At 41.9% G+C, this 19345-nt stretch carries 21 protein-coding genes and 4 tRNA genes; 4 read left to right on the top strand and 21 right to left on the bottom strand.

What is annotated here, in order from left to right:
• Positions 1-10: 10 nt before the first annotated feature.
• From secE to LRM49_RS02055, 5 genes are all read right to left on the bottom strand, one after another.
• Positions 11-340, bottom strand: coding sequence for a preprotein translocase subunit SecE (gene secE, locus LRM49_RS02075; protein ID WP_243777587.1), 330 nt, complete (start codon positions 338-340; stop codon positions 11-13).
• 89 nt (positions 341-429) lie between these two features.
• Positions 430-1623, bottom strand: coding sequence for a sensor histidine kinase (locus LRM49_RS02070; protein WP_243777586.1), 1194 nt, complete (start codon positions 1621-1623; stop codon positions 430-432).
• A gap of 30 nt (positions 1624-1653) precedes the next feature.
• Positions 1654-2346 (bottom strand): YgjP family zinc-dependent metalloprotease, encoded by a 693-nt coding sequence (locus LRM49_RS02065; protein WP_243777585.1) that lies wholly within the window; start codon positions 2344-2346, stop codon positions 1654-1656.
• Positions 2347-2348: 2 nt separating this feature from the next.
• Entirely contained in the window at positions 2349-2891 is a 543-nt protein-coding gene (locus LRM49_RS02060) for a P-loop nucleotide/nucleoside kinase family protein (RefSeq protein WP_243777584.1), read from the bottom strand.
• A gap of 60 nt (positions 2892-2951) precedes the next feature.
• A tRNA-Trp gene (locus LRM49_RS02055) sits at positions 2952-3028 on the bottom strand.
• Between the two features lie 126 nt (positions 3029-3154).
• Between LRM49_RS02055 and LRM49_RS02050 the strand changes: the two genes are divergently transcribed.
• Together LRM49_RS02050 and LRM49_RS02045 are read left to right on the top strand one after the other, a co-directional pair.
• Positions 3155-4357, top strand: a complete 1203-nt coding sequence (locus LRM49_RS02050) for a glycosyltransferase family 4 protein (RefSeq protein ID WP_243777583.1) — start codon at positions 3155-3157, stop codon at positions 4355-4357.
• Positions 4354-5556, top strand: a complete 1203-nt coding sequence (locus LRM49_RS02045) for a glycoside hydrolase family 57 protein (protein WP_243777582.1) — start codon at positions 4354-4356, stop codon at positions 5554-5556. The genes LRM49_RS02050 and LRM49_RS02045 overlap by 4 nt, the downstream gene beginning before the upstream one ends.
• Positions 5557-5622: 66 nt before the next feature.
• On the opposite strand, the gene rpmG is transcribed toward LRM49_RS02045, so the two are convergent.
• A complete protein-coding gene (gene rpmG / locus LRM49_RS02040) occupies positions 5623-5841 on the bottom strand; it encodes a 50S ribosomal protein L33 (RefSeq protein ID WP_129632843.1) in 219 nt (72 codons plus the stop codon).
• 178 nt (positions 5842-6019) lie between these two features.
• Here rpmG and LRM49_RS02035 point away from each other — a divergent pair, with 178 nt between their 5' ends.
• Together LRM49_RS02035 and LRM49_RS02030 are read left to right on the top strand one after the other, a co-directional pair.
• Entirely contained in the window at positions 6020-10252 is a 4233-nt protein-coding gene (locus LRM49_RS02035; RefSeq protein WP_243777581.1) for an Eco57I restriction-modification methylase domain-containing protein, read from the top strand.
• A 6-nt stretch (positions 10253-10258) separates the two neighbouring features.
• Positions 10259-11224, top strand: coding sequence for a hypothetical protein (locus LRM49_RS02030; RefSeq protein ID WP_243777580.1), 966 nt, complete (start codon positions 10259-10261; stop codon positions 11222-11224).
• 35 nt (positions 11225-11259) lie between these two features.
• On the opposite strand, the gene LRM49_RS02025 is transcribed toward LRM49_RS02030, so the two are convergent.
• From LRM49_RS02025 to rplQ, 15 genes are all read right to left on the bottom strand, one after another.
• Positions 11260-11335, bottom strand: a tRNA-Thr gene (locus tag LRM49_RS02025).
• 47 nt (positions 11336-11382) lie between these two features.
• On the bottom strand, positions 11383-11670 hold the full coding sequence (locus LRM49_RS02020; RefSeq protein ID WP_243777579.1) for a hypothetical protein: 288 nt from the start codon (positions 11668-11670) through the stop codon (positions 11383-11385).
• 92 nt (positions 11671-11762) lie between these two features.
• A tRNA-Tyr gene (locus LRM49_RS02015) sits at positions 11763-11847 on the bottom strand.
• Positions 11848-11853: 6 nt separating this feature from the next.
• Positions 11854-11930, bottom strand: a tRNA-Thr gene (locus tag LRM49_RS02010).
• A 43-nt stretch (positions 11931-11973) separates the two neighbouring features.
• Positions 11974-12657 carry a tetratricopeptide repeat protein gene (locus LRM49_RS02005; protein WP_243777578.1) on the bottom strand — a complete coding sequence of 228 codons (684 nt, stop codon included), beginning with the start codon at positions 12655-12657 and terminating at the stop codon, positions 11974-11976.
• A gap of 10 nt (positions 12658-12667) precedes the next feature.
• On the bottom strand, positions 12668-13477 hold the full coding sequence (locus LRM49_RS02000) for an AAA family ATPase (RefSeq protein ID WP_243778163.1): 810 nt from the start codon (positions 13475-13477) through the stop codon (positions 12668-12670).
• Entirely contained in the window at positions 13478-14623 is a 1146-nt protein-coding gene (locus LRM49_RS01995; protein WP_243778162.1) for an RluA family pseudouridine synthase, read from the bottom strand.
• Between the two features lie 12 nt (positions 14624-14635).
• A complete protein-coding gene (gene trpS / locus LRM49_RS01990; protein ID WP_243778161.1) occupies positions 14636-15679 on the bottom strand; it encodes a tryptophan--tRNA ligase in 1044 nt (347 codons plus the stop codon).
• A 16-nt stretch (positions 15680-15695) separates the two neighbouring features.
• Entirely contained in the window at positions 15696-16019 is a 324-nt protein-coding gene (locus LRM49_RS01985; protein WP_243778160.1) for a hypothetical protein, read from the bottom strand.
• Positions 16016-16606, bottom strand: a complete 591-nt coding sequence (locus LRM49_RS01980; RefSeq protein WP_243778159.1) for a non-canonical purine NTP pyrophosphatase — start codon at positions 16604-16606, stop codon at positions 16016-16018. The genes LRM49_RS01985 and LRM49_RS01980 overlap by 4 nt, the downstream gene beginning before the upstream one ends.
• 15 nt (positions 16607-16621) lie before the next feature.
• Positions 16622-17197, bottom strand: a complete 576-nt coding sequence (gene cyaB / locus LRM49_RS01975; protein ID WP_243778158.1) for a class IV adenylate cyclase — start codon at positions 17195-17197, stop codon at positions 16622-16624.
• On the bottom strand, positions 17194-18057 hold the full coding sequence (locus LRM49_RS01970; protein ID WP_243778157.1) for an alpha/beta fold hydrolase: 864 nt from the start codon (positions 18055-18057) through the stop codon (positions 17194-17196). Before LRM49_RS01970 ends, cyaB begins: the two co-directional genes overlap by 4 nt.
• Before the next feature lie 70 nt (positions 18058-18127).
• A complete protein-coding gene (gene rpsI / locus LRM49_RS01965) occupies positions 18128-18523 on the bottom strand; it encodes a 30S ribosomal protein S9 (RefSeq protein WP_129636874.1) in 396 nt (131 codons plus the stop codon).
• A gap of 1 nt (position 18524) precedes the next feature.
• On the bottom strand, positions 18525-18956 hold the full coding sequence (rplM, locus tag LRM49_RS01960) for a 50S ribosomal protein L13 (RefSeq protein WP_129632888.1): 432 nt from the start codon (positions 18954-18956) through the stop codon (positions 18525-18527).
• Between the two features lies 1 nt (position 18957).
• Positions 18958-19344: a 50S ribosomal protein L17 gene (gene rplQ, locus LRM49_RS01955; protein ID WP_129636875.1), complete on the bottom strand. Its 387-nt coding sequence runs from the start codon at positions 19342-19344 to the stop codon at positions 18958-18960.
• Position 19345 lies beyond the last annotated feature (1 nt).

The following is a 19345-nucleotide window of genomic DNA, read 5'->3' as shown; positions in this document are numbered from 1 at the left end:
AATCTCTCCTCTATTTCAAAATTTGGTTAAAGCCCCAGTTGAATGCGGCGTCAAGTAATAAAATCAGAACGACAAAAACAAAGGTGAATATAAGCACCGCCGCTGTCATTGCCCAAGTTGCTGAGCGGGTTGGCCAGCGAACTAGCTTCAACTCTTCCCAAGCTCCCTTGAAATATCCAATCAATCCACCTTTTTCGCCAGATTTTTTAGGTGTTTTTGTGGTGATTTTTGTTGGTTTATTGATTTTTTTCGCTACAGCTTTTTCTTTTTTTGGCGCGTCGTCAGTAGCCTTGATTCGACGAACCGTAGTTTTGCTGCTTGCCTTGCCTTTCTGTGCCATATTTTCTCCCAATTTAAAAAGTCTGTTTTTCACAGACTGTCAATAGTCATTGTAATTCATCCGAGTCAAAAAAACAAGTTGACCGAATATTATTTGTCATTATTTTTGAACTCTTTCAGCTTGAATCCGAACGTCGATCCGTGGTTTAACCGGCTTTCTACCTCAATTTTGCAGCCCAATTTCTTCGCCAACTTAGCGGAAACGTATAGACCTAATCCCGTGCCTTTCGTCTCGCGGGTTCTATAATCTTCTGCGCGGTAAAACTTGTCGAAAATTTTTGCTATGTCAGCTTTGCTAACGCCAATTCCCGTGTCAATAACCTTGAAGGTGATTTCGCCAGATTTATTTTTCTTGATGGATAAAGTGATGGAGCCTTTTTGTGTATATCGAATGGCGTTGGTAATGAAGTTTTGGAGAATTTCCTCCAGATATAGACGAGAAACTTTAACTACGCCAAGCCGTCCGCCGATATCCAAATTGAAAGCCAAACCTTTTTCGCTCGCCTGAGGTGAATATTCTGAATTTATCTGAGCCGCCAACTCTGTCACGTCGATTATTTCTGTTTCATCAGCCACACCTCGCTCGGCGCGTGATAACGTACTGAGGTCGTTGATCATTCGCGCTAAGAATAAAATTTGCTTATGGGATTCGTCAATGGCTTCGGGAATTTTGCTAGTCATTTTACGTTCGACCAGCAATTTGGCGTTGCTCAGCGAACCTTCAGCAATAGCAATTGGTGTGCGTAATTCGTGACTAACTACACTAATAAATTCATCGCGCTCCTCTTCGAGACTCTTCGTCTTCGTGATGTCGCGCAAAATAAGCACATATCCGTCCGGCGTCATCTTGTCGCCGCCTTGAACTGGCGCAAGTGTAACTTCCAGGCGAATATAATCGCCATCTTCGATTTTCATCAGAATGTCGTCGCGCTGGCGAATTGCGGAAGACTTGGTGAGTTCCTTAAAAATGTCAATCGGCTTTCTATCTGTCGTTTCAAGGTTCAGCACTTGACTGATATGTTCGCCGTTAATTCCGCTGTTCGTATCAATCAAATTAAGCGCTGCAGAATTGTACGTATTGATAATTCCGTGTTCGTCCGTACTGAGAATCGCGTCGGTGATGTTATTGATAAGCGTGATCATTCTTTGATGTTCACTAAGGCTTTTTTTATCATTTTTATAATCAGATTTATCGCTAATTTCCGACAATATTTTATGTAAAACAATAGCTATAACACCTAAAACAACACTCAGAGTAATCAATAGAAAAATTAGCGCCCACATAGCTAAAGTATAACATAAGCATATGCGTTTCTATATGTATGGCGAATATTTTTTCAATTCATTTCGGTGCATTTTATAATGCGGGTCAAATTTGGCAACTTCGTCCCAGAATTTCGTCGAGTGATTCATATGCCTGGTGTGGCATAACTCATGAATAATTACGTAATCAATTAGCTCAAATGGCAAGTTCATCATCCCGATGTTCAAGCTAATCGTTCCAGATGAAGAGCAGCTTCCCCAGCGACTTGATGAGTGTGTGATTTTACTCCGAGCAAAAGAAAAGCCGTGTTCTTCCGCTAAAAACGACAATCGCCTCGGCAGATATGACTTGGCTTCTTTTCTAAGTGCGATCAGAATTTTACTGCGAATAAGTTGTTGGTTTGCGGCCGATTCGACGGATTCTGCTTCATTTATTTCTGCTAATATCTGTGTTCCGACGATTTTCACGCTTGAAGGTTTCGTAGTCGTTTGTATCAATAAATGATGGCTTTTGCCGATCTGCTGATTCTCCGTATAAGAAAGTTTTTCTCGGTATTGAGAAACTAATTCGTGGATTTGCTTTCGAGAGGTTTTAATCAATGCCTTTGCAGCCAACAGTGGCGCATATGGCGGCATTGTAACTTGTATTCGTCCGTCTGGCGCAATTTTCAAACTAACAGTCTTCGCTAAGCTACGTTTTTTAACGACAATTTCTCCGAATTCTTCGTCGGTAATAATTGTCATGGTTAACCTATGTTAATGCGATTTCCGGCAATTGGGCGGCGTGGAGCTTCTGGGCGACTGGCGCCAATTTGCTTAAGAACGGTGCGAGCCTGGCTACTTAAGGTGTGTCGACCACTGATCACGATATAAGACTCACTGCTGTGCGGCGCTGAAAACTGCTTCAATCGTCGTTCAAAAGATTCGTCATTTCCGCCGTAAGTCTTTATCCAGCGATGTTTGGCTGTGGCGGGATCGGTTTGCACCCAAACAAATAGGACTTTATATCCATATTCCCTGGCGAGGCGATTGATACGCATACGATTCGTGCGCTGATCCGTTGATCCGTCCAAAATGACAGTTTGTTTAGTCTTCAAAAATTCTTCCAAAAGTGACAATGTTGCGTCAGAAATGGTTTTTGTATTGTCCGTAAAAACTTCAAATTGTCGAGAGCTTACTACTGGAGAATTGAAAATCTTCGCAAACTCTACAGCGAATTGCGTCTTCCCTGAACCTGGCGCACCAACCATGGCGATGATGTGCGGAGATGAAGGTGATAGAGGTTTCATATTGAGAAATTATAGCAGATTTTTGACTAATAAAAAAGATTCTCTTTCAAGCGAGAATCTTGGCAGGAGTGGAGGGACTCGAACCCCCGACACCTGGTTTTGGAGACCAGTGCTCTAGCCACCTGAGCTACACTCCTATAGTAATCATTTTATCACGAATTAGCTTTGTTGCAAATGTTAAAATTGTGAAAAATAAAAACTCGTGAAAAAGATCCCAAAATCCCTTGAAAAAACATAAGCGTAGTTCTACAATTAACTCAGAGATGAAAATTTTAATGCTTGGGTGGGAACTTCCTCCGCACAATAGTGGCGGACTTGGCGTTGCTTGCTATCAGATGTCGAAAGCGCTTGCTTCGGAGGGTGTTGATATCGACTTTATCATCCCCTACACCGCCGAGCATCCCGGAATCGACTATATGAATATATATTCAGCCACTCCTTTGCCGCCGAATTATCACGATTTGGGTGCGTATAATAACGGTTCGGAGGAAGACCGTGAAAACGCTAAGGACGAATATGGTCTTTCGCCGATGCGCGCTGTACAGAGGCGTTACGGTAAATATGTTCGGAAGTTTGTGAAAAATCATCAGCCTGACGCGATTCACGCGCATGATTGGTTGACGATGGAAGCTGGAATAATTGCTAAGGAAATGACGGGCGCACCGCTAATTGTGCACGTTCACGCGACGGAATTTGACCGTTCTGGCGAGCAGTCCGGGAATCCTCTGGTTCACGAAATTGAGCAACAAGGCTTGTTGATGGCTGATCGGATAATCGCCGTTAGTGAAATCACGAAGGAAATAATTGTTAAGAATTATCACATTCCGTCAGAGAAAATTGAGGTGGTTTATAACGCGATTGATTTGGCTGATTTGCCGCCACACGAGTACGACGCCGGCACTTACAGATATTTGGAGGAGTTGAAAAAGGATGGCTATACGGTTGTTGGCGCGTTGACGCGACTTACGGTTCAGAAAGGTTTGACGTATTTTGTGCGAGCCGCAGCGAAGGCGCTTGAGAAATATGAGAAAATTGTTTTTGTTTTATCCGGAAATGGCGAGCAGAGAGATGAACTGATTGAGCTGGCGGCAGATTTAGGGATTAGCGATAAGATGATTTTTACGGGATTTGTGCGCGGAAAACAGTGGCGAGATATTTACTGTTTGATTGATGTTTTTGTGATGAGTTCGGTTTCTGAGCCATTTGGTTTAACTGCTTTGGAGGCGGCACACCATGATACCGCGTTACTTATTAGTCGTCAATCCGGCGTTGGTGAGGTTCTGAATAATATTATGCGGTTTGATTATTGGGATGTGAATAAATTGGCGGATGAAATTGTTAATGTCGCTGAATCGCCTGCCTTACAGAAATCTCTGAAGAAAAACGTTAAGAATGAATACGCGAGAATTTCCTGGCAGGATGCCGCTAGAAAATGTCTGAAACTGTATAAAGGAGCGCTGGCATGAATAAAAATAAAGGAATAGTTTTATATCTACACGTGCACCAACCGTGGCGAATACGCGAGTATAGTATATTTGACGTGGCTTGGAAGCATAATTATTTCTCTGGCGGTCAAAATCCAGATCAGGACAATCAAAAAATATTCCAAAAAGTTGCAGAAAAGTCGTATTTGCCGATGAATGCTTTACTTGAAAAATTATTGAAAAAATATCCTGATTTTAAGATTTCACTGAGTTTTAGTGGAACGTTTTTAGAGCAAGCCGAAAGGTTTAATCCTGAAGTTTTGGAAAGTTTCAAGCGCTTAGTAAAAACTGGTCAAGTAGAAATCTTATCAAGTCCATATCATCACAGTCTGGCGTTTTTCTATTCGCGCAAGGAATTCGAGCGTCAAGTTGAGCTTCATCGCTGGAAGATTCGCGAGATTTTTGGTGCGGAAACTCGAGTTTTAGCAAATACAGAATTGGCATATAGCGATGACTTGGCAAAATGGGCTGAGCAGGATGGTTTTAAGGGTGTGCTGGCTGAAGGCTGGGATCCGATTCTGAATTGGCGCAGTCCGAATTATGTATATCGCCCGAGAGGCACGAAGAAGATTGGATTACTACTTAAGAATTATCGATTGAGTGATGATTTGGCGTTTAGGTTTAGCGATCGAAAATGGAATGAATGGCCGTTGACTGCGGACAAGTTTAATACGTGGGTGGAAGATTCTGTCCGTTACGCGCCACTACTTAACTTGTTCATGGACTATGAAACTTTCGGTGAACATCAATGGGCGGAATCTGGGATTTTCGGCTTCTTTGAGAACTTTGTTGATAAATGGCTGAGTGCTGATGGCAATACTTTCTATACCGTTAGCGAAGCACTGGACGCGAATGCGCCTGCCGGTGAAATAAGTATGCCGTCGCCGGTAACGTGGGCGGACGCCGAGCGGGATTTGACGGCTTGGAACGGAAACAGCCTACAGAAAGAAGCTTTGCGATATGTTTATGAGCTTGAAGATGAGGTCTTGAATAGCAAAGACGAAGGTTTAATTAGCGATTGGCGAAAATTGCAAACTTCAGACCACTTCTATTACATGGGAACGAAGAATTTTACCGACGGCGATGTCCACGCTTATTTTAGTCCGTATGATTCGCCATACGACGCTTTTCTTTACTATATGAATACCATTCGTGATATGAAGTCTCGATTGAGGAAATAGTCAGACATTATTGCCAAATAAAAACTCCCTCTGAACGCGAGGGAGTTTCTGCATAATCCTGTTAAATTAGCTTTTACGAGCTTTAACTTCGTTACGACCAAGGTTTTTCTTAGTCTCGGTGTAAGTAGCGTGCTGCTTTGCAATTGGGTCGTACTTACGTAGTGTCAATTTACCCTGACCTTTTGTGGTGCGGTTCTGGGTGTTAACAGTAGTATAGTAAGTTCGGTGGTTGCTCAAGTTACTCACCAAACCAATCAGCTTTCGTTTCGTATTCTTCTTTGCCATCTCTTTACTCGTTAGATTTTATAAAACGTCTTGACTAATTATAGCATGGGTGAAGTGAAAATGCTAGACTCATATCAGATTTTTTATTAAGATTATGTCGTTCAGCTAAGTTTTTGGCGACTGTTTTATAGTATAATTATCAGAAAGGTTACTCACTTAGTGACTGCGGAGGATATTTATGAATGATGATAAGAAAATAATAAAAACCACAAAGAGGATTTATCCTCAAATATACTCTTATACTCTGCCAGATATTCCAGCAAATAAAGGTTGGCAAAAAGTCGGATATACAGAACGTAAAGACGTTGATTCGCGAATATTAGAACAGACTAAGACTGCGGCTGTAAAATTGCGATATGAGAAATTGTGGAGTGCTAGTTCTTTTTCTAACGCAACTCACGAATTCTTCAAGGACAAAGATCTTCACAAATATTACATAAAGAATGGAATCAAGAAGAGTAAAAAACAGGACGATGGCGGATTAGGTGAAGAGTGGTTTTACTTCAATGGTACGCCAGAAAAATCTAAAGAATTGTTTGATGATTACGCTAATGGCAATTTATTCAGTCGATCTTCCGAGAAAAGTCCGTATAAGTTGAGAAAGGAGCAAGAACGTGCCGTTTCTCAAACCCTTGCTTATGCAGAATCTCACCAGACTACAGATTTTTCTTCGCCAAATAAAGAAGCGGAATTTTTATGGAACGCAAAACCGCGTTTTGGTAAAACTCTCTCTTCTTACGATTTTGCAAAAAAATTCGATGCTAAGAATGTTTTGATAGTTACTAATCGTCCAGCAATCGCTAATTCGTGGTTTGATGATTTCGATAAATTTATTGACGGATATTATTTTATTTCGACTGCGGATTCATTGAAAGAGCGTGAAACTTTGTCTAGGTATGATTTTCTCAATAAAGCCAATTCATCAAGTGAGGATAAACAGATAACTTTCTTAAGTCTACAGGACTTAAAGGGTGGTAAAGTTTTTGGTGGACCACACAATAAATTAAAATGGGTGGCGGATCTTAATTGGGATTTGTTAATTATAGATGAGGCTCATGAAGGTGTTGATACAGATAGGACTAATGAAGCTTTTGGAAAAATTAAACGCAGGTTCACGCTGCACTTATCTGGAACGCCTTTTAAGGCGATAGCGGATGGACATTTTAAGGATAATCAGATATTCAACTGGACTTATATTGATGAGCAAAAAGCTAAGCAGGAAGAATTGAAAAATCTGGACGATTCGGGTGATCATGTCAATTTGCCAGATATGAGGTTATTTACCTACAAGATGTCCGATATTATCTCTGATCGGCTTGAAAAAGGCATGGAGATGGATGATGAAAATATCGATTATGCTTTTGAGCTGAATGAGATGTTTGCAACAGACACAAGTGGCAAGTTCGTTCATGAGAATGATATTTCAACATTCTTAAATCAATTAACTTCAAATGAAAAATATCCATTCTCGACTCCTGAATTAAGAGACCAGTTAAAGCACACGTTTTGGTTGGTAGGAAACCGTGTTGCTTCAGCGAAGGCTATGGAGAAAATGTTGCGCCATCACCCAGTATTTAGTGAATATAAAATAGTGCTTGCCGCGGGCAATGGAAGGTCTTCTCGGTCTGACAATAATTCATCTGAAGATGAAATGAAGGATACTGCAGCTAACGAGAAAGCCTTGAGCAGGGTTAAGAAGGCTATCAAGGAGAATGATCGCACCATAACTTTATCTGTCGGACAATTGACAACTGGAGTTACCATTAAAGAGTGGTCTGCTGTGCTTATGTTGTCTGATATTAAATCTGAGTCGCTGTATATGCAGGCAATATTCCGTTCTCAGAATCCGTATGAATTTATAGATAATAATGGCAATCTCTGTCGTAAAAAGTCGGCTTACGTCTTTGATTTCTCGCCGAATCGCGTGCTTAAAGTTTATGACAAGTTCGCCAACAGTCTATTGGCGGACGTAGCCAGAGGTGAAGCTACAGAAAAAATCAGAGAGCAGAACGTAGCAGAATTACTGAACTACTTCCCTGTCTTGGCGGAAGATGAATCTGGTAAGATGATCGAATTGGATGCAGAGCAAGTTTTGACTTTCCCTAAAGCCATCGTCGCGAAGGAGGTCGTTAACCGCGGTTTTGTTACTAATTTGTTATTTGTAAACATTAACAATGTCTTTAACATCCCTTCTGAGGTGATTGCAGCATTAAATAAGGCTCCTTCAACTAGCGATACTGATAAGCAGACTAAAAGTGAAGAAGTTCAGCACGATCCAGATCGTAAAAAGAATCGAGATCACAGAATATCTGTAAATAAGGATAAGCTGCTCGGTAATAAGGTTTACACTTCAAGAATGCAGGATATTGTGTTGTCTGCGGTTGATTCGGATATGGAGGCGGACGAGATTGTTGAAAAAATTACCGCTGACTGCATGCCTGAAATATCTGAAATCCTTGGGAAATATAAAGATTTCTATTCTCCTTCAAAGGCAGAGCTTGACAGTATTAAAAATGGGCTCCGTGAAAAGGTCAAAGAAGCGGCAGAAGAGTTTGTGTCTGGCGATATAGCAGACAGAATAGCTCAGGATAAGTTAGCGGATAGCCTGGCGAATATCATTGAGAAAGATCTCCCTAACGATACCGTCATTCATAAAGAAGAGGATAATTACGAAAAAGAAGAAAAGTCTGAAATGGACCAAATTAGGAGGAAATTGCGCACATTTACTCGCGCTATTCCTTCATTCATTATGGCTGCCAGCACAGATGTAGATAAAATCACGTTAGATAACATCGAGGATACCGTTTCTGACAAGGATTTTGAGGAATTATTTACAGAAAAAGACAGCGAACCATTTACAAAAGACGATTTCCGTAAAATTCGCGGCCCATGGACAAATCCAGAAACCGGCGAAACATTTGAAGGATTTTTTGATCGCTATACATTTAACGCCGCCATTCGAGAGTTTGAGGAGAAGCGACAGGAAATTGCGGATTACCTTTCCCCTGGCGCCAAAGAAGACATTTTCTCTTACATTCGCCCATTAAAAACAAATCAGATTTTTACACCAAGGATAGTTGTAAATAAAATGCTTGATTTGTTGGAAGAAAATAATCCTGGCATATTTGAAGATCCAAATGCGACATTTGCGGATTTATATGTAAAGAGTGGTCTATACCTTACAGAAATAGCAAAGAGGTTAAACAGAGGACTTGAGAGTAAAATACCAGATAAGTCGGAAAGAGTAAAACACATCCTTGAGAAACAGCTTTATGGGTTTGCGCCAACGAATATTATCTACAATATCGCACGTAAATATATTTACGGGACATTTTCAGGCATTGATGATAGTAATCTTAAGCAATTAGATTTAACTGACGCGTTTAAAAAGGGAGAGACGTTAAATATGAAATTTACAGCAGTAGTTGGAAATCCGCCGTATCAAGGAGGCCAACAGGGAGCCAGTCATTATGCACTTCCGGTATATCATAACTTCATGAGTGCCGCCTATGCCATAGCGGATAAAGCTATTCTAATCACGCCAGCTCGATTCTTGTTTAATGCCGGACAAACACCAAAGGAATGGAACGAAAAAATGTTAAATGACGAGCATCTTAGTGTGCTTGAATACTATAATGACGGTAAAGATATATTTCCTAATACAGACATCAAGGGGGGAGTGTCAATAACGTATAGAGATACTAGTAAAAAATTTGGTACTATTAAACATTTTACTATATTCCCTGAACTGAATAGTATCTTAAAAAAAGTATCATCTTACTCAGTTAAGAAAAATGTAGGTGATATTATTTATGTTTGTTCAAAATTTAATCTTGGTGCGCTTACTTCAGACTATCCGGAATATCAAAACAGGGAAAGAAGAATGTCGTCTAATGTACTAAAGTTAAAAATGTTCAATGATGATAGACAAAATATTAGCGATATTACAATTTATGGAGTAATAAATAATAAAAGAACAATAAAATATATTAAAAGCGAATATGTAGATTGTACTGCTAAAAATATTACTAAATACAAGGTAATACTTCCAAAAGCGGAAGGTAGCGGTAAATTTGGCGAAATCGTCACAAATCCTACTGTTATTGCTCCTCAATGTGGATACACACATACATTTTATGGAATTGGCGCATTTGAAAATGAAGAGCATGCAAAGAATGTTTTGGTCTACGTAAAAACTAAGTTTGCAAGGGCACTACTAAGTGTTCTAAAGGTTACTCAAAATGTAAACGCCGATACCTGGAGATGTGTTCCACTCCAGGACTTTACGAATAATTCAGATATCGACTGGTCGAAATCTATTGAAGAGGTTGATAAGCAGTTGTATAAAAAATATGATCTAAGCGATAAAGAAATTGCCTTCATAGAAGAAAAAGTTCGCCCAATGGAATAAAATTACATGCCAGACTCTGCTATTGATATCCTTGAGAACACCATTCGCCGCCACGGCGACTTGTTGGATGTTCTTTTGTTGGATAGGACGCGGACGACGAAGCGAAAATCGCATAATATTTTGTGGGCTACCGACTCTTATGTCGGTCATAATCCAAAGCAAGAAATATCGATTTTAGACATCACTGGGTCAAATACGTATTTAATACAGCCCAGAATTGCTAAATCAAAGGAAGAGCAAAAAAGCCGCACAAAGGATAAGGCTGAGGTTTTTACGCCAAAGAATATTGTCAGTCAAATGAACAGGCAGATAGACTGGAGCTCAGGAAACTGGCCGGCGGATGAGAATAATTGGAAGGATTACGTCAAAGAACTTCGTCTGGAGATAACCTGTGGTGAGGCGCCGTTTATAGTCGGCCGATACAATGCCGCCAGCGGAAAAAAAGTATTGAAACTGTCTGACAGAGTGGGATTTTTAGACCGTAAACTTCAAGTTGTCGGTTCGTATTGTAATGATAAGAAAGAATGGCTGGAATGGGCGGTTGTTGCTTTTCAATGCTCTTACGGATATGAATGGCAAGGTGATAATCTTCTGCTGGCCAGAGAGAACCTTTTATATACCTTCATCGACTACTGGAATGACAAATTCCCTGACGATAAGATAAATCTTGACAGGAAAATATCAAAAGAAAAAATGGAAATGTTATTACGGGTTGCGGAAATTATTTCTTGGAACATTTTTCAGATGGATGGAATTAAAAACGTGATACCGATGAGTTGCCGCCATGAAGTGATAGAAAAAGAAATCCCCCCTATGGTCAAATTATGGGGCGAATCTCCAAAGATTATTAAGAGTGAGTGTGCTGGGTGCAAAAATAATAACCATTTTAAGCATAATGGCAAGTATGTCTTTATTATGGATTGGGAAAAGGGAAAACCAGTTAAATTTATAAACTTAATGAAGGCGGAATAAAAAAGATCCGCATTTCTGCGAATCCGTGTTTCATGTGGAGCCACGATCGGGGCTTGAACCCGAGACCTCATCCTTACCATGGATGCGCTCTACCAACTGAGCTATCGCGGCGTAACAGGCTTAATTTTAGCACATTAAGCCGTGTTTAATCAACTGGGCTATTTTTTACGAGTGGATTTTTTGGCTGGCGTACCGGCTTCTTTTGGTAGCTTCGGCGTGACAAATGCCTCTATTATTCCCCACACTACGCTATTGACTAAGAATGTAACAAACAATATTCCTGAAGCTGACGCCGCCAAGTGCGCTGATGAAGCGTTAAATAATGTCAATAATCCCGCCACGGCCAGCCCGATTATGGCTAACATAATATAAGCGTATTGTAATTTCAATCGTTGATTTTTTTCGCTATTCCATAATGTCAGAATAGATTTTGTAAATTCAAACATACCCATATAATAGCACATATGCTTATAAAAGTCAATATTGCTACTTTACGCTATCAAAAAAGTCGCCTCAAAAGGCGACGATGATTCAATCTTGGTGCTGGAAGTAGGACTCGAACCTACGAAGCCTTACGGCGGGAGATTTACAGTCTCCTGTGATTGCCACTACACGATTCCAGCGTGATGTGGAGCCGCTTCTCGGGCTCGAACCGAGGACCTACGGTTTACAAAACCGTTGCTCTAGCCAACTGAGCTAAAGCGGCAACTGAATTTATTTTATCAATTTTTTCTCTCTGTGACAAGAGTTTACATAACTATTTTTCGTGGTTGATGGATTTTGCGCTGTTGGCGTGGACGTGACGCGTCGGCTTTCTTTGACGGTGCCGTCGGAGTTAGCATTTTTGTAGCTTTCTTGCGTAATTCTTCAGCTAATTCAGCCTGTCCGGCATTGTCATATGCTTCCGCTAAAATCTTCAACGTCTGAGGAATCGGCTCTAACTCGACAGCCTTTTCCAATGCATTAATAACCTTCTTCGTGTTCCCTATTTTTTCCTGAACCTTAGCGTAAGCGATGTAGCGTGCTGCCAAATCATCTTCCATCTCCAGTGCTTGCTCGAATGCTAGCGACGCCTTTTCATAATTCTCTGTTTCGTAGTAAATTAAGCCGACGTTATGAAGGCTGGAAGCGCTTGGCTCCAAACTCTGGGCAATCTCAAAACACTCGATGGCGTCTTTGTATGCGCGCTGCTTGGCATATAAAATCCCCAAGCGGTTGTACGCCGTGGCGTTTTTCTCGTCGACTCGTAAAATTGTCAGCAGAGCTTTTTCCGCTCGCAAATATTTATTCTCACGAATTGATTCCTGGGCAATTTCCCATAACTGATCAAGTTTATTAGTAATCTTTGTTGGCAAATCGCCAGTTTCTTTGATTGACGGATGATAAAAAATCGCCCAAATCATTAAAATCAGAATGAGGAGTAATCCAAACATATCTATACTATTATATCACAAGTTGCGTCAGCGCCAGCCTGACGTTGGCGTTAGATTTTAACGCGCTCGCAACAGAGGTGGTTTTTTCAAGTTGATCTTCAAGCGACGGATTTATTCCGCGCGATAAAGATTGAAAGCGAATCATATTTACTATAATGTCCGTAAGTAATATCGCTTTTTGGCGGTCAGAAAAGTATTTGGCGAGATTCTTAAACGTGTCGTATTCTCGATTTGTGGCTAAAATTTGCTTTGCATCGATGGCTAATTGTCTATATTCGGCGAATTTTTCTGGATTTTCCGCCAATTCTTTAATCAACAATGGTCGCCCTGCAGCTAAGAAAAGAATTTGCTGGCTAGAGGCGGGGTCTAAATTGTACTTTTCAAGCAGTTCTTTATCCTGAGCGGATGTCGTTTTATGAAGTGCCAACGTCTGACAACGAGATCTAACAGTGTCGAGCATCAACTTCGGGTTTTTTGCGACAAGGATAAAATTGGTATTTTTATTCGGTTCTTCCAGCGCTTTTAGGAATGCATTTTGCGACGGCTCGGTCATTAAATCAGCTTCGTCAATGATAATAACTCGACGATTTATGGTGTAAGTTCGGAGCGTAGAGATGAGTTCGCGAATTTGATCAACAGATATGGTCTGCTTTTCTGGAAGCGGTTTCAGATGAAAAGTATCACTATTTTTTGCTAGAATTTGAGCCACGCCTAGTCCATCAAGCCCGTAATCCGCAATCACCAAAAGCGCGTGAGGCAATTGCGATGAAATCTGGCTGATTTTTTGAGCGTCTCGAGCGGATATAATCACTTCAGACATCTATAAATCCTCTGGGAAGAATTTCTTGAATTCGTCAGGAACTGCGGCTTCAAAAACTTTTCTCTCGCCAGACGGCAAAATTATCTCTAATTTTTGAGCATGCAACATCATACGACAATCTGAAGACTTTCCGTAAACTCGATCGCCAAGAATCGGTGCATTCAGATGCGCCAAATGGACGCGTAATTGATGAGTTCGACCAGTGGTCGGCTTCAATTCCACAAGTGACTGAGTGTCATTTTCCGCCAAAACATGGTAAGTCGTCTGAGCTGGTTTCCCGTTCGGATCTATGCGGAACGTGCTCGGCGCCGAAGGATTGCGACCAATTGGTAGATCAATCTTTGCGGCATTCAACTTTGGCTTGCCGTCGGTTATCGCTATGTAAGTTTTCTTAGCAATTCGCTCGGCAAATTGCCTCTGTAGGTGCACGGCAGATTCTGGGTTTTTGGCGATAATCAACAGCCCCGAAGTGTCGCGGTCAAGCCTATGAACAATTCCCGGACGATCCGTGTCCGTCGCAAACGAAGTCTTCGGGCGAATTATTTCCGCAACCGTCGGCTCGTCAGAAAGTCCGCCCTTTGCGTGTGTCAGCAACCCGCTTGGTTTATTAACGACAATCACATCATCATCTTCGTATAAAATCGGCAAATCAACGTCCGCCTGCTCTTTTTCTGGCAAATTAAGCGCAATCTCATCAGTTTCATCAACCTCAAATTTTGGCGTCGTCACAACCTTATTATTGACCGAAACGTATCCAGCTTTTATATATTTTTGCCAAAGACTTCGAGAAATTGTCGTGTCGAATTTGGTCGATAAATAAATATCCAAGCGCACTTTGGTTGGCGAAATTTTGAACATCATGACATATTTTCCCTGGAACGGCGTTTCGATAAATTCTGGGTCTAGTGGATTCGGCAAAATCTCGGCATTATCTGGTTTTTCCATCCATAGATCGTCAATAGATTCTTCGTCAATAATCGAGCCGTAAAGCAGCACAAAATGCTGCTTATTCAAAATAAATTCCGCAAAAACGTGCGACTCGTCCGTTTGAATTTCCAGCCGACGCAGCGCCTTGACGGGCGTATTGTCGTCCGCCAGTTTGTATAATCTAGCTATTTTCAGCACTGTTCGAGGTAATATTTTCACGCGATTTGCTCCCTATTTTCGAAGCCCTACAGCTTTTTGAACGCGATACAGAGTTTCATTGGCGACGACATTCATGTCTTTTTCACTGGAAGCCAGCTTCTCTTCAATTGCTTGCTCATCAACCGCCGCAAGCCGATTCTGGAAATTCTCCAAAAAATCCGCGACCTCGTCAGCCACAATTCGCTTGAAATCGCCATAACGATCCATACCGAAGTACTCGTTGGCGGTCTGTTCCAGAGTAACTTCCCTGCCAGCGTCTTGCCGAACCAAAGTCAAAATCTCCAGCAAATTAGAAATTCCTGGCTGATTTTCCTTGTCGTATTGAACTTTGCCAATTGAATCTGTTGTTGCGCTCATTATTTTCTTATGCGCCGATTTTGGATCATCAGAAAGGAAAATAATTCCCTTGCTGCTCTCGTCAGATTTGCTCATTTTCTTCGCTGGATTCACGAGGTCTTTAATCCTCAATCCTTGATCTTTTCCGAAGAATTGATGTTGCTGAATTACGGGCTTCGGCACGATAAATAGATCACCAAATTTACGATTCATTCGCTCGGCAATATCACGAGTGAACTCCAAATGCTGGGTCTGATCGTCGCCAACTGGCACGTAAGTCGCGCCGTAAAGTAGAATGTCGGCAGCCATCAGAACGGGATAGTTGAATAGCCCAACGGAAGCGTCGCCTTTACTTCCTTTGTCCTTAAACTGTGTCATTCGGCTCATCTCGCCGAATCCAGTGAAGCAGTCCAGAATCCACGCCAATTCGCTGTGCGCCGAAATACGACTTTGGCGGTAAAGATGAATAGAAGAATTGTCCAGCGGCAATCCAGCGGCGGTATAAACTCGCGCGTTGTTCAGGATGCTGCCATACAATTTGCTGTGGTCAATTGGCGTCGTAAAACTGTGAAGGTCTGGGATGAATAGATTGATGTCATATTCGTCCGAGCGGCGCTTCGCCATGTTGATAATTGGCAAAATAGCCCCAAAGTAATTACCTATGTGGATGTTGTTGTTGGCGCGCACGCCAGTGAGGATGACGGGTTTTGATGGTTTCATTAGATATATTATAACATTATTCGATCGTTAAGTAATGGGATGATAGTTGTTGCTTTATAATCTTTAAAGATTTTTTATATGTAGACGCTATATCATTTTCTATCTTTCGTATAGCTGATACATCACTTTGGGATGTTGCTATGCCATCAAAGTTACTTGCTAAATCATCCCAGTCAATTGCTGGATAGTCAACTTTATCACAGTCAGTCAATCTCGCCATTGCAAAGCACAATGTATCAAGCGACACAGCCGTCCCGATTTTGTCTTGCGAATCTTGGTAGAGATCAATGATTTCACGAGCAATGATAGCCTGTTGGACATGGTTATTATCAGCTTTCATGCATCTATTAAATAATCCCTCAACATCGCGAGCCCGTCAACTTTCTCAATTATCGTCAGATATTCCTGCCATTCTTCGTCGTTCAGTTCTGCCAAACTACGGTCAGGAAAGCTCGGATGTCCATAAATATACAGTAATTCCGTCCAGCCATGGAGATTATTACCGCGTGGCTCGTCGGTGATAAATCCCTCTTCGTTGGCTACGAAAATATGGTCTTTTTCGCCGTCAAAATAGCCAACCGCAAAAGAAAAAATAGCTCGACGATCAGCCTCGTCTTTCATCAACTTGATAATACCGGGATAACTAAAGCTATTCAGTAGCAATTTAACAAACGGCCCCGGAAAACCTTTCAGTGCCGGAATGAAAAAACCGCGGTCATCAACGACCAGGCGCTTGTTCGGAAACGCTTTCTTGGCTTGAGATAATTTGCTTTTGGCAATCGTTTGAATATCTAGTCCGCGCCCCTCGTCAAAATCATAATCGAGCTGCCTTAAATCAACACCAAGCGGCTGAAGGAGTTCTTGAAGACTGGTGAATTTGCTGTGATTGGAAGTGATAAAATAAATTGGGCTATTTTCTTGTTTCATATTGATAAGTATACGCTAACTAACGCTATTTTGCAGATTTCTAATGCTTGTGTCGTACGGAATTTTCCATAATTTGCCGTCGATATCCAGGTTTTTCAGAAAATTGCGCATTTGCTGCTGAATGTTTTTTACGTCAGTACTGTCTTCGGTCAAAATCTCCAGTTCAATAAATAACCCCAATCCAGCAACTTCGTCGATACAAATCGTATAGTCTTCAGTCTTTGACTCAAGGCGGACTTTATCAACCGTGACAACTTCTTGCCAGCCTAATGCCGTGAGCATTTGGCGCGCTGCATTTTCGTCGTCAACTGCAAATTCATATTCATCAGACGCTAGCTTTGCCTGCCCCTCGACCTTCAGCGTCATCAGGCTTCGTCGCAACTCACCAGTTTCCGGATTAAGAACATCGCGTACTCGCATAATTTTTGAGCCAGGCGTAATTGGCACGTCAACTTGCTCGGGTAATAAAAACACCGTGTCAATTTGGCGCTTGCTTGATATTGACGTGATGAATTGACCTTTAAGGATGGCGATAAGTTCGTCGCGTGTCATGTCGCCCGATATCTTAAATTTGGACTCGATTTCAATCATAAACTTCCTCGTTTGGACTTTGCTATGAGACGACTCGCTTTTGGCGAATATTTTCCCGCCAAATAATCTTTCATAATTTCCGACAGCTTCTTCGCATATTTATCAGTTATTTCGTGCCGCTGAGTTGTCATTGACGTATGAGTGATATTGTTATGATCTTTTGCTAATTTCTTCAGGTTTCTCTCAACAATCAGTGGGTCAAGTTTTCCAGACAAAATAGCAATCGGAAGAGTGAGCTTAGTGATGTCATTCATTGTCGTCTGATTGATAATCGCAGTGTTAAGGGCGATTAAAAACGACTCGGAGGTAACCTCATCAGCCTTAAATCCAGCGTCAGGCCAAATATTGTGCCGATCAGCGAATTGCAAAAAGCGTTTCGAACTGCGCGGATGACTATTGAAAAACTCATAAAGCGCACGCAAAATTTTCTCTGGATGATGAATTTTTTCGTCAACCCTCGGATAATATATCGGCGGACTACACAAAATCAGCGACTTGCTTAACTTCGGATATTGCTTGGCGAGTTCTACGGCAGCCAGCGAGCCCATAGAATGGCCGATGACGATATCGACGTGATTTATGAATTCCCTACGCAAAGTAGCGACGATGCTTGCGGCTTGGTCGTGGGCGTTGCAGGACTTCCAATCAGGCTTGGGCGAATTGCCAAATCCCAGCATGTCAATTGCTATAACTCGCGTGTCCTTCGGCAAATATGGCTCCAGCGGCATCCATGTTTTCCAGGATGCGCCTAATCCATGAATAAGTAAAATCGTCGCTTTCGGTTTTTCTGGACGAGAAAAATAATGCACGTTCAATGCATATGGAATCCGCAACCAGCGATGGATAATCTTGTCCAACATATTTTTAGTATACTATGAAAATACTCCGCCTGCATATGAAACGGAGTATTTTGTGATAGCCTTTTCTGTACTAACGCTTAGAGAATTGTTCGCGTTTACGAGCAGAACGAAGACCGTACTTCTTGCGCTCTTTCTCGCGTGGGTCACGTTTCAATAGCTCAGCCTTCTTCAGAACTGGACGCAGGTCAGCGTGAGCAGCTGTCAAAGCTTTTGCGATACCAAGCTTGATAGCGTCAACTTGACCAGCCAGACCACCACCTTTAACTAGGATAGTAACGTCGAATTCTTTTTGCTTGCTGACAATTGCAAGTGGGTCGGTTACTTCTGCTAGTAAGGTTTTGTTGCCGTCCAGGTACTCAGCAGCAGGCTTGCCATTGATTGTAATGGTGCCTTTGCCAGGAAGTAGGCGAACGCTTGCTGAAGCGCTTTTGCGTCGACCTAAGCCGTAGAAATAAGTATCAGCCATATTACTTTACCTCAACTTTCTCTGGTGTTTGTGCTGTGTGAGCGTGGTCGCTGCCGGCAAAAATGCGTAGGCGCTTTAGGCGCTCTGCTTGCAATTTGTTCTTTGGCAACATACCTTTAACAGCTTCTTCAATAATTCGCTCTGGGTGGCGTTCGCGCATTTCTTTGAATTGCGTTTCCTTAATTCCACCTGGAAAACCACTGTGGCGATAGTAATACTTATCAGTTTCCTTGTATCCAGTAACAACTGTCTGCGCAGCATTGATAACAACTACATAGTCGCCACCGTCAATGTGAGGAGTGTAAGTTGGCTTGTATTTACCAGTCAAATGCTTGGCAATTTCTGTAGCCAAACGTCCAAGTGGTAATTCGCTAGCGTCAAACAATACCCAACGGCGAGAAACTTCAGATGGTTTTTGTGAATAAGTTTTCATCTTATTTTCCTTCCTTTGGCATTGGTTTAATATCGTCAACAAACTCGATGATCGCCATTTGAGCGCCGTCGCCGACTCGCAAACGTGTTCGCTCAACGCGAACGTGTCCGCTGGTTCGACCACTTAGCTGTGGCGCGATTTCATCAACTAGTTTGTAAGCAGCAGCGCGTGTGCTTAATGCTGCAATCACCTGACGTCGGCTAGCCAGGTCGCCCTTTTTAGCCTTGGTGATGATTTTTTCAATGTGACGCTTTAGTTCCTTAGCCTTTGGCAAGGTGGTCTCGATTTTTCCGTACTCAACCAAGCTGGTAGCCAGACCTTTGAGTAGGGCTCGTCGCTGATCACGCTCGCGGCCGAACTTGCGCCCTTGATATCCGTGTCTATGCATA

Source organism: Candidatus Nanosynbacter sp. HMT-352, assembly GCF_022819365.1.
Taxonomy (GTDB): Bacteria; Patescibacteriota; Saccharimonadia; order Saccharimonadales; family Saccharimonadaceae; genus Nanosynbacter.
Note: the sequence above shows the minus strand (reverse complement) of the source record. Positions and strands in the feature narration are given on the sequence as shown.

What these genes read in the sequence shown, in the direction of transcription:
- secE (WP_243777587.1), bottom strand. Translation starts at nt 340, where the DNA reads ATGGCACAGAAAGGCAAGGCAAGCAGCAAAACTACGGTTCGTCGAATC.
- LRM49_RS02070 (WP_243777586.1), bottom strand. Translation starts at nt 1,623, where the DNA reads ATGTGGGCGCTAATTTTTCTATTGATTACTCTGAGTGTTGTTTTAGGT.
- LRM49_RS02065 (WP_243777585.1), bottom strand. Translation starts at nt 2,346, where the DNA reads ATGACAATTATTACCGACGAAGAATTCGGAGAAATTGTCGTTAAAAAA.
- LRM49_RS02060 (WP_243777584.1), bottom strand. Translation starts at nt 2,891, where the DNA reads ATGAAACCTCTATCACCTTCATCTCCGCACATCATCGCCATGGTTGGT.
- LRM49_RS02050 (WP_243777583.1), top strand. Translation starts at nt 3,155, where the DNA reads ATGAAAATTTTAATGCTTGGGTGGGAACTTCCTCCGCACAATAGTGGC.
- LRM49_RS02045 (WP_243777582.1), top strand. Translation starts at nt 4,354, where the DNA reads ATGAATAAAAATAAAGGAATAGTTTTATATCTACACGTGCACCAACCG.
- rpmG (WP_129632843.1), bottom strand. Translation starts at nt 5,841, where the DNA reads ATGGCAAAGAAGAATACGAAACGAAAGCTGATTGGTTTGGTGAGTAAC.
- LRM49_RS02035 (WP_243777581.1), top strand. Translation starts at nt 6,020, where the DNA reads ATGAATGATGATAAGAAAATAATAAAAACCACAAAGAGGATTTATCCT.
- LRM49_RS02030 (WP_243777580.1), top strand. Translation starts at nt 10,259, where the DNA reads ATGCCAGACTCTGCTATTGATATCCTTGAGAACACCATTCGCCGCCAC.
- LRM49_RS02020 (WP_243777579.1), bottom strand. Translation starts at nt 11,670, where the DNA reads ATGTTTGAATTTACAAAATCTATTCTGACATTATGGAATAGCGAAAAA.
- LRM49_RS02005 (WP_243777578.1), bottom strand. Translation starts at nt 12,657, where the DNA reads ATGTTTGGATTACTCCTCATTCTGATTTTAATGATTTGGGCGATTTTT.
- LRM49_RS02000 (WP_243778163.1), bottom strand. Translation starts at nt 13,477, where the DNA reads ATGTCTGAAGTGATTATATCCGCTCGAGACGCTCAAAAAATCAGCCAG.
- trpS (WP_243778161.1), bottom strand. Translation starts at nt 15,679, where the DNA reads ATGAAACCATCAAAACCCGTCATCCTCACTGGCGTGCGCGCCAACAAC.
- LRM49_RS01985 (WP_243778160.1), bottom strand. Translation starts at nt 16,019, where the DNA reads ATGAAAGCTGATAATAACCATGTCCAACAGGCTATCATTGCTCGTGAA.
- LRM49_RS01980 (WP_243778159.1), bottom strand. Translation starts at nt 16,606, where the DNA reads ATGAAACAAGAAAATAGCCCAATTTATTTTATCACTTCCAATCACAGC.
- cyaB (WP_243778158.1), bottom strand. Translation starts at nt 17,197, where the DNA reads ATGATTGAAATCGAGTCCAAATTTAAGATATCGGGCGACATGACACGC.
- LRM49_RS01970 (WP_243778157.1), bottom strand. Translation starts at nt 18,057, where the DNA reads ATGTTGGACAAGATTATCCATCGCTGGTTGCGGATTCCATATGCATTG.
- rpsI (WP_129636874.1), bottom strand. Translation starts at nt 18,523, where the DNA reads ATGGCTGATACTTATTTCTACGGCTTAGGTCGACGCAAAAGCGCTTCA.
- rplM (WP_129632888.1), bottom strand. Translation starts at nt 18,956, where the DNA reads ATGAAAACTTATTCACAAAAACCATCTGAAGTTTCTCGCCGTTGGGTA.
- rplQ (WP_129636875.1), bottom strand. Translation starts at nt 19,344, where the DNA reads ATGCATAGACACGGATATCAAGGGCGCAAGTTCGGCCGCGAGCGTGAT.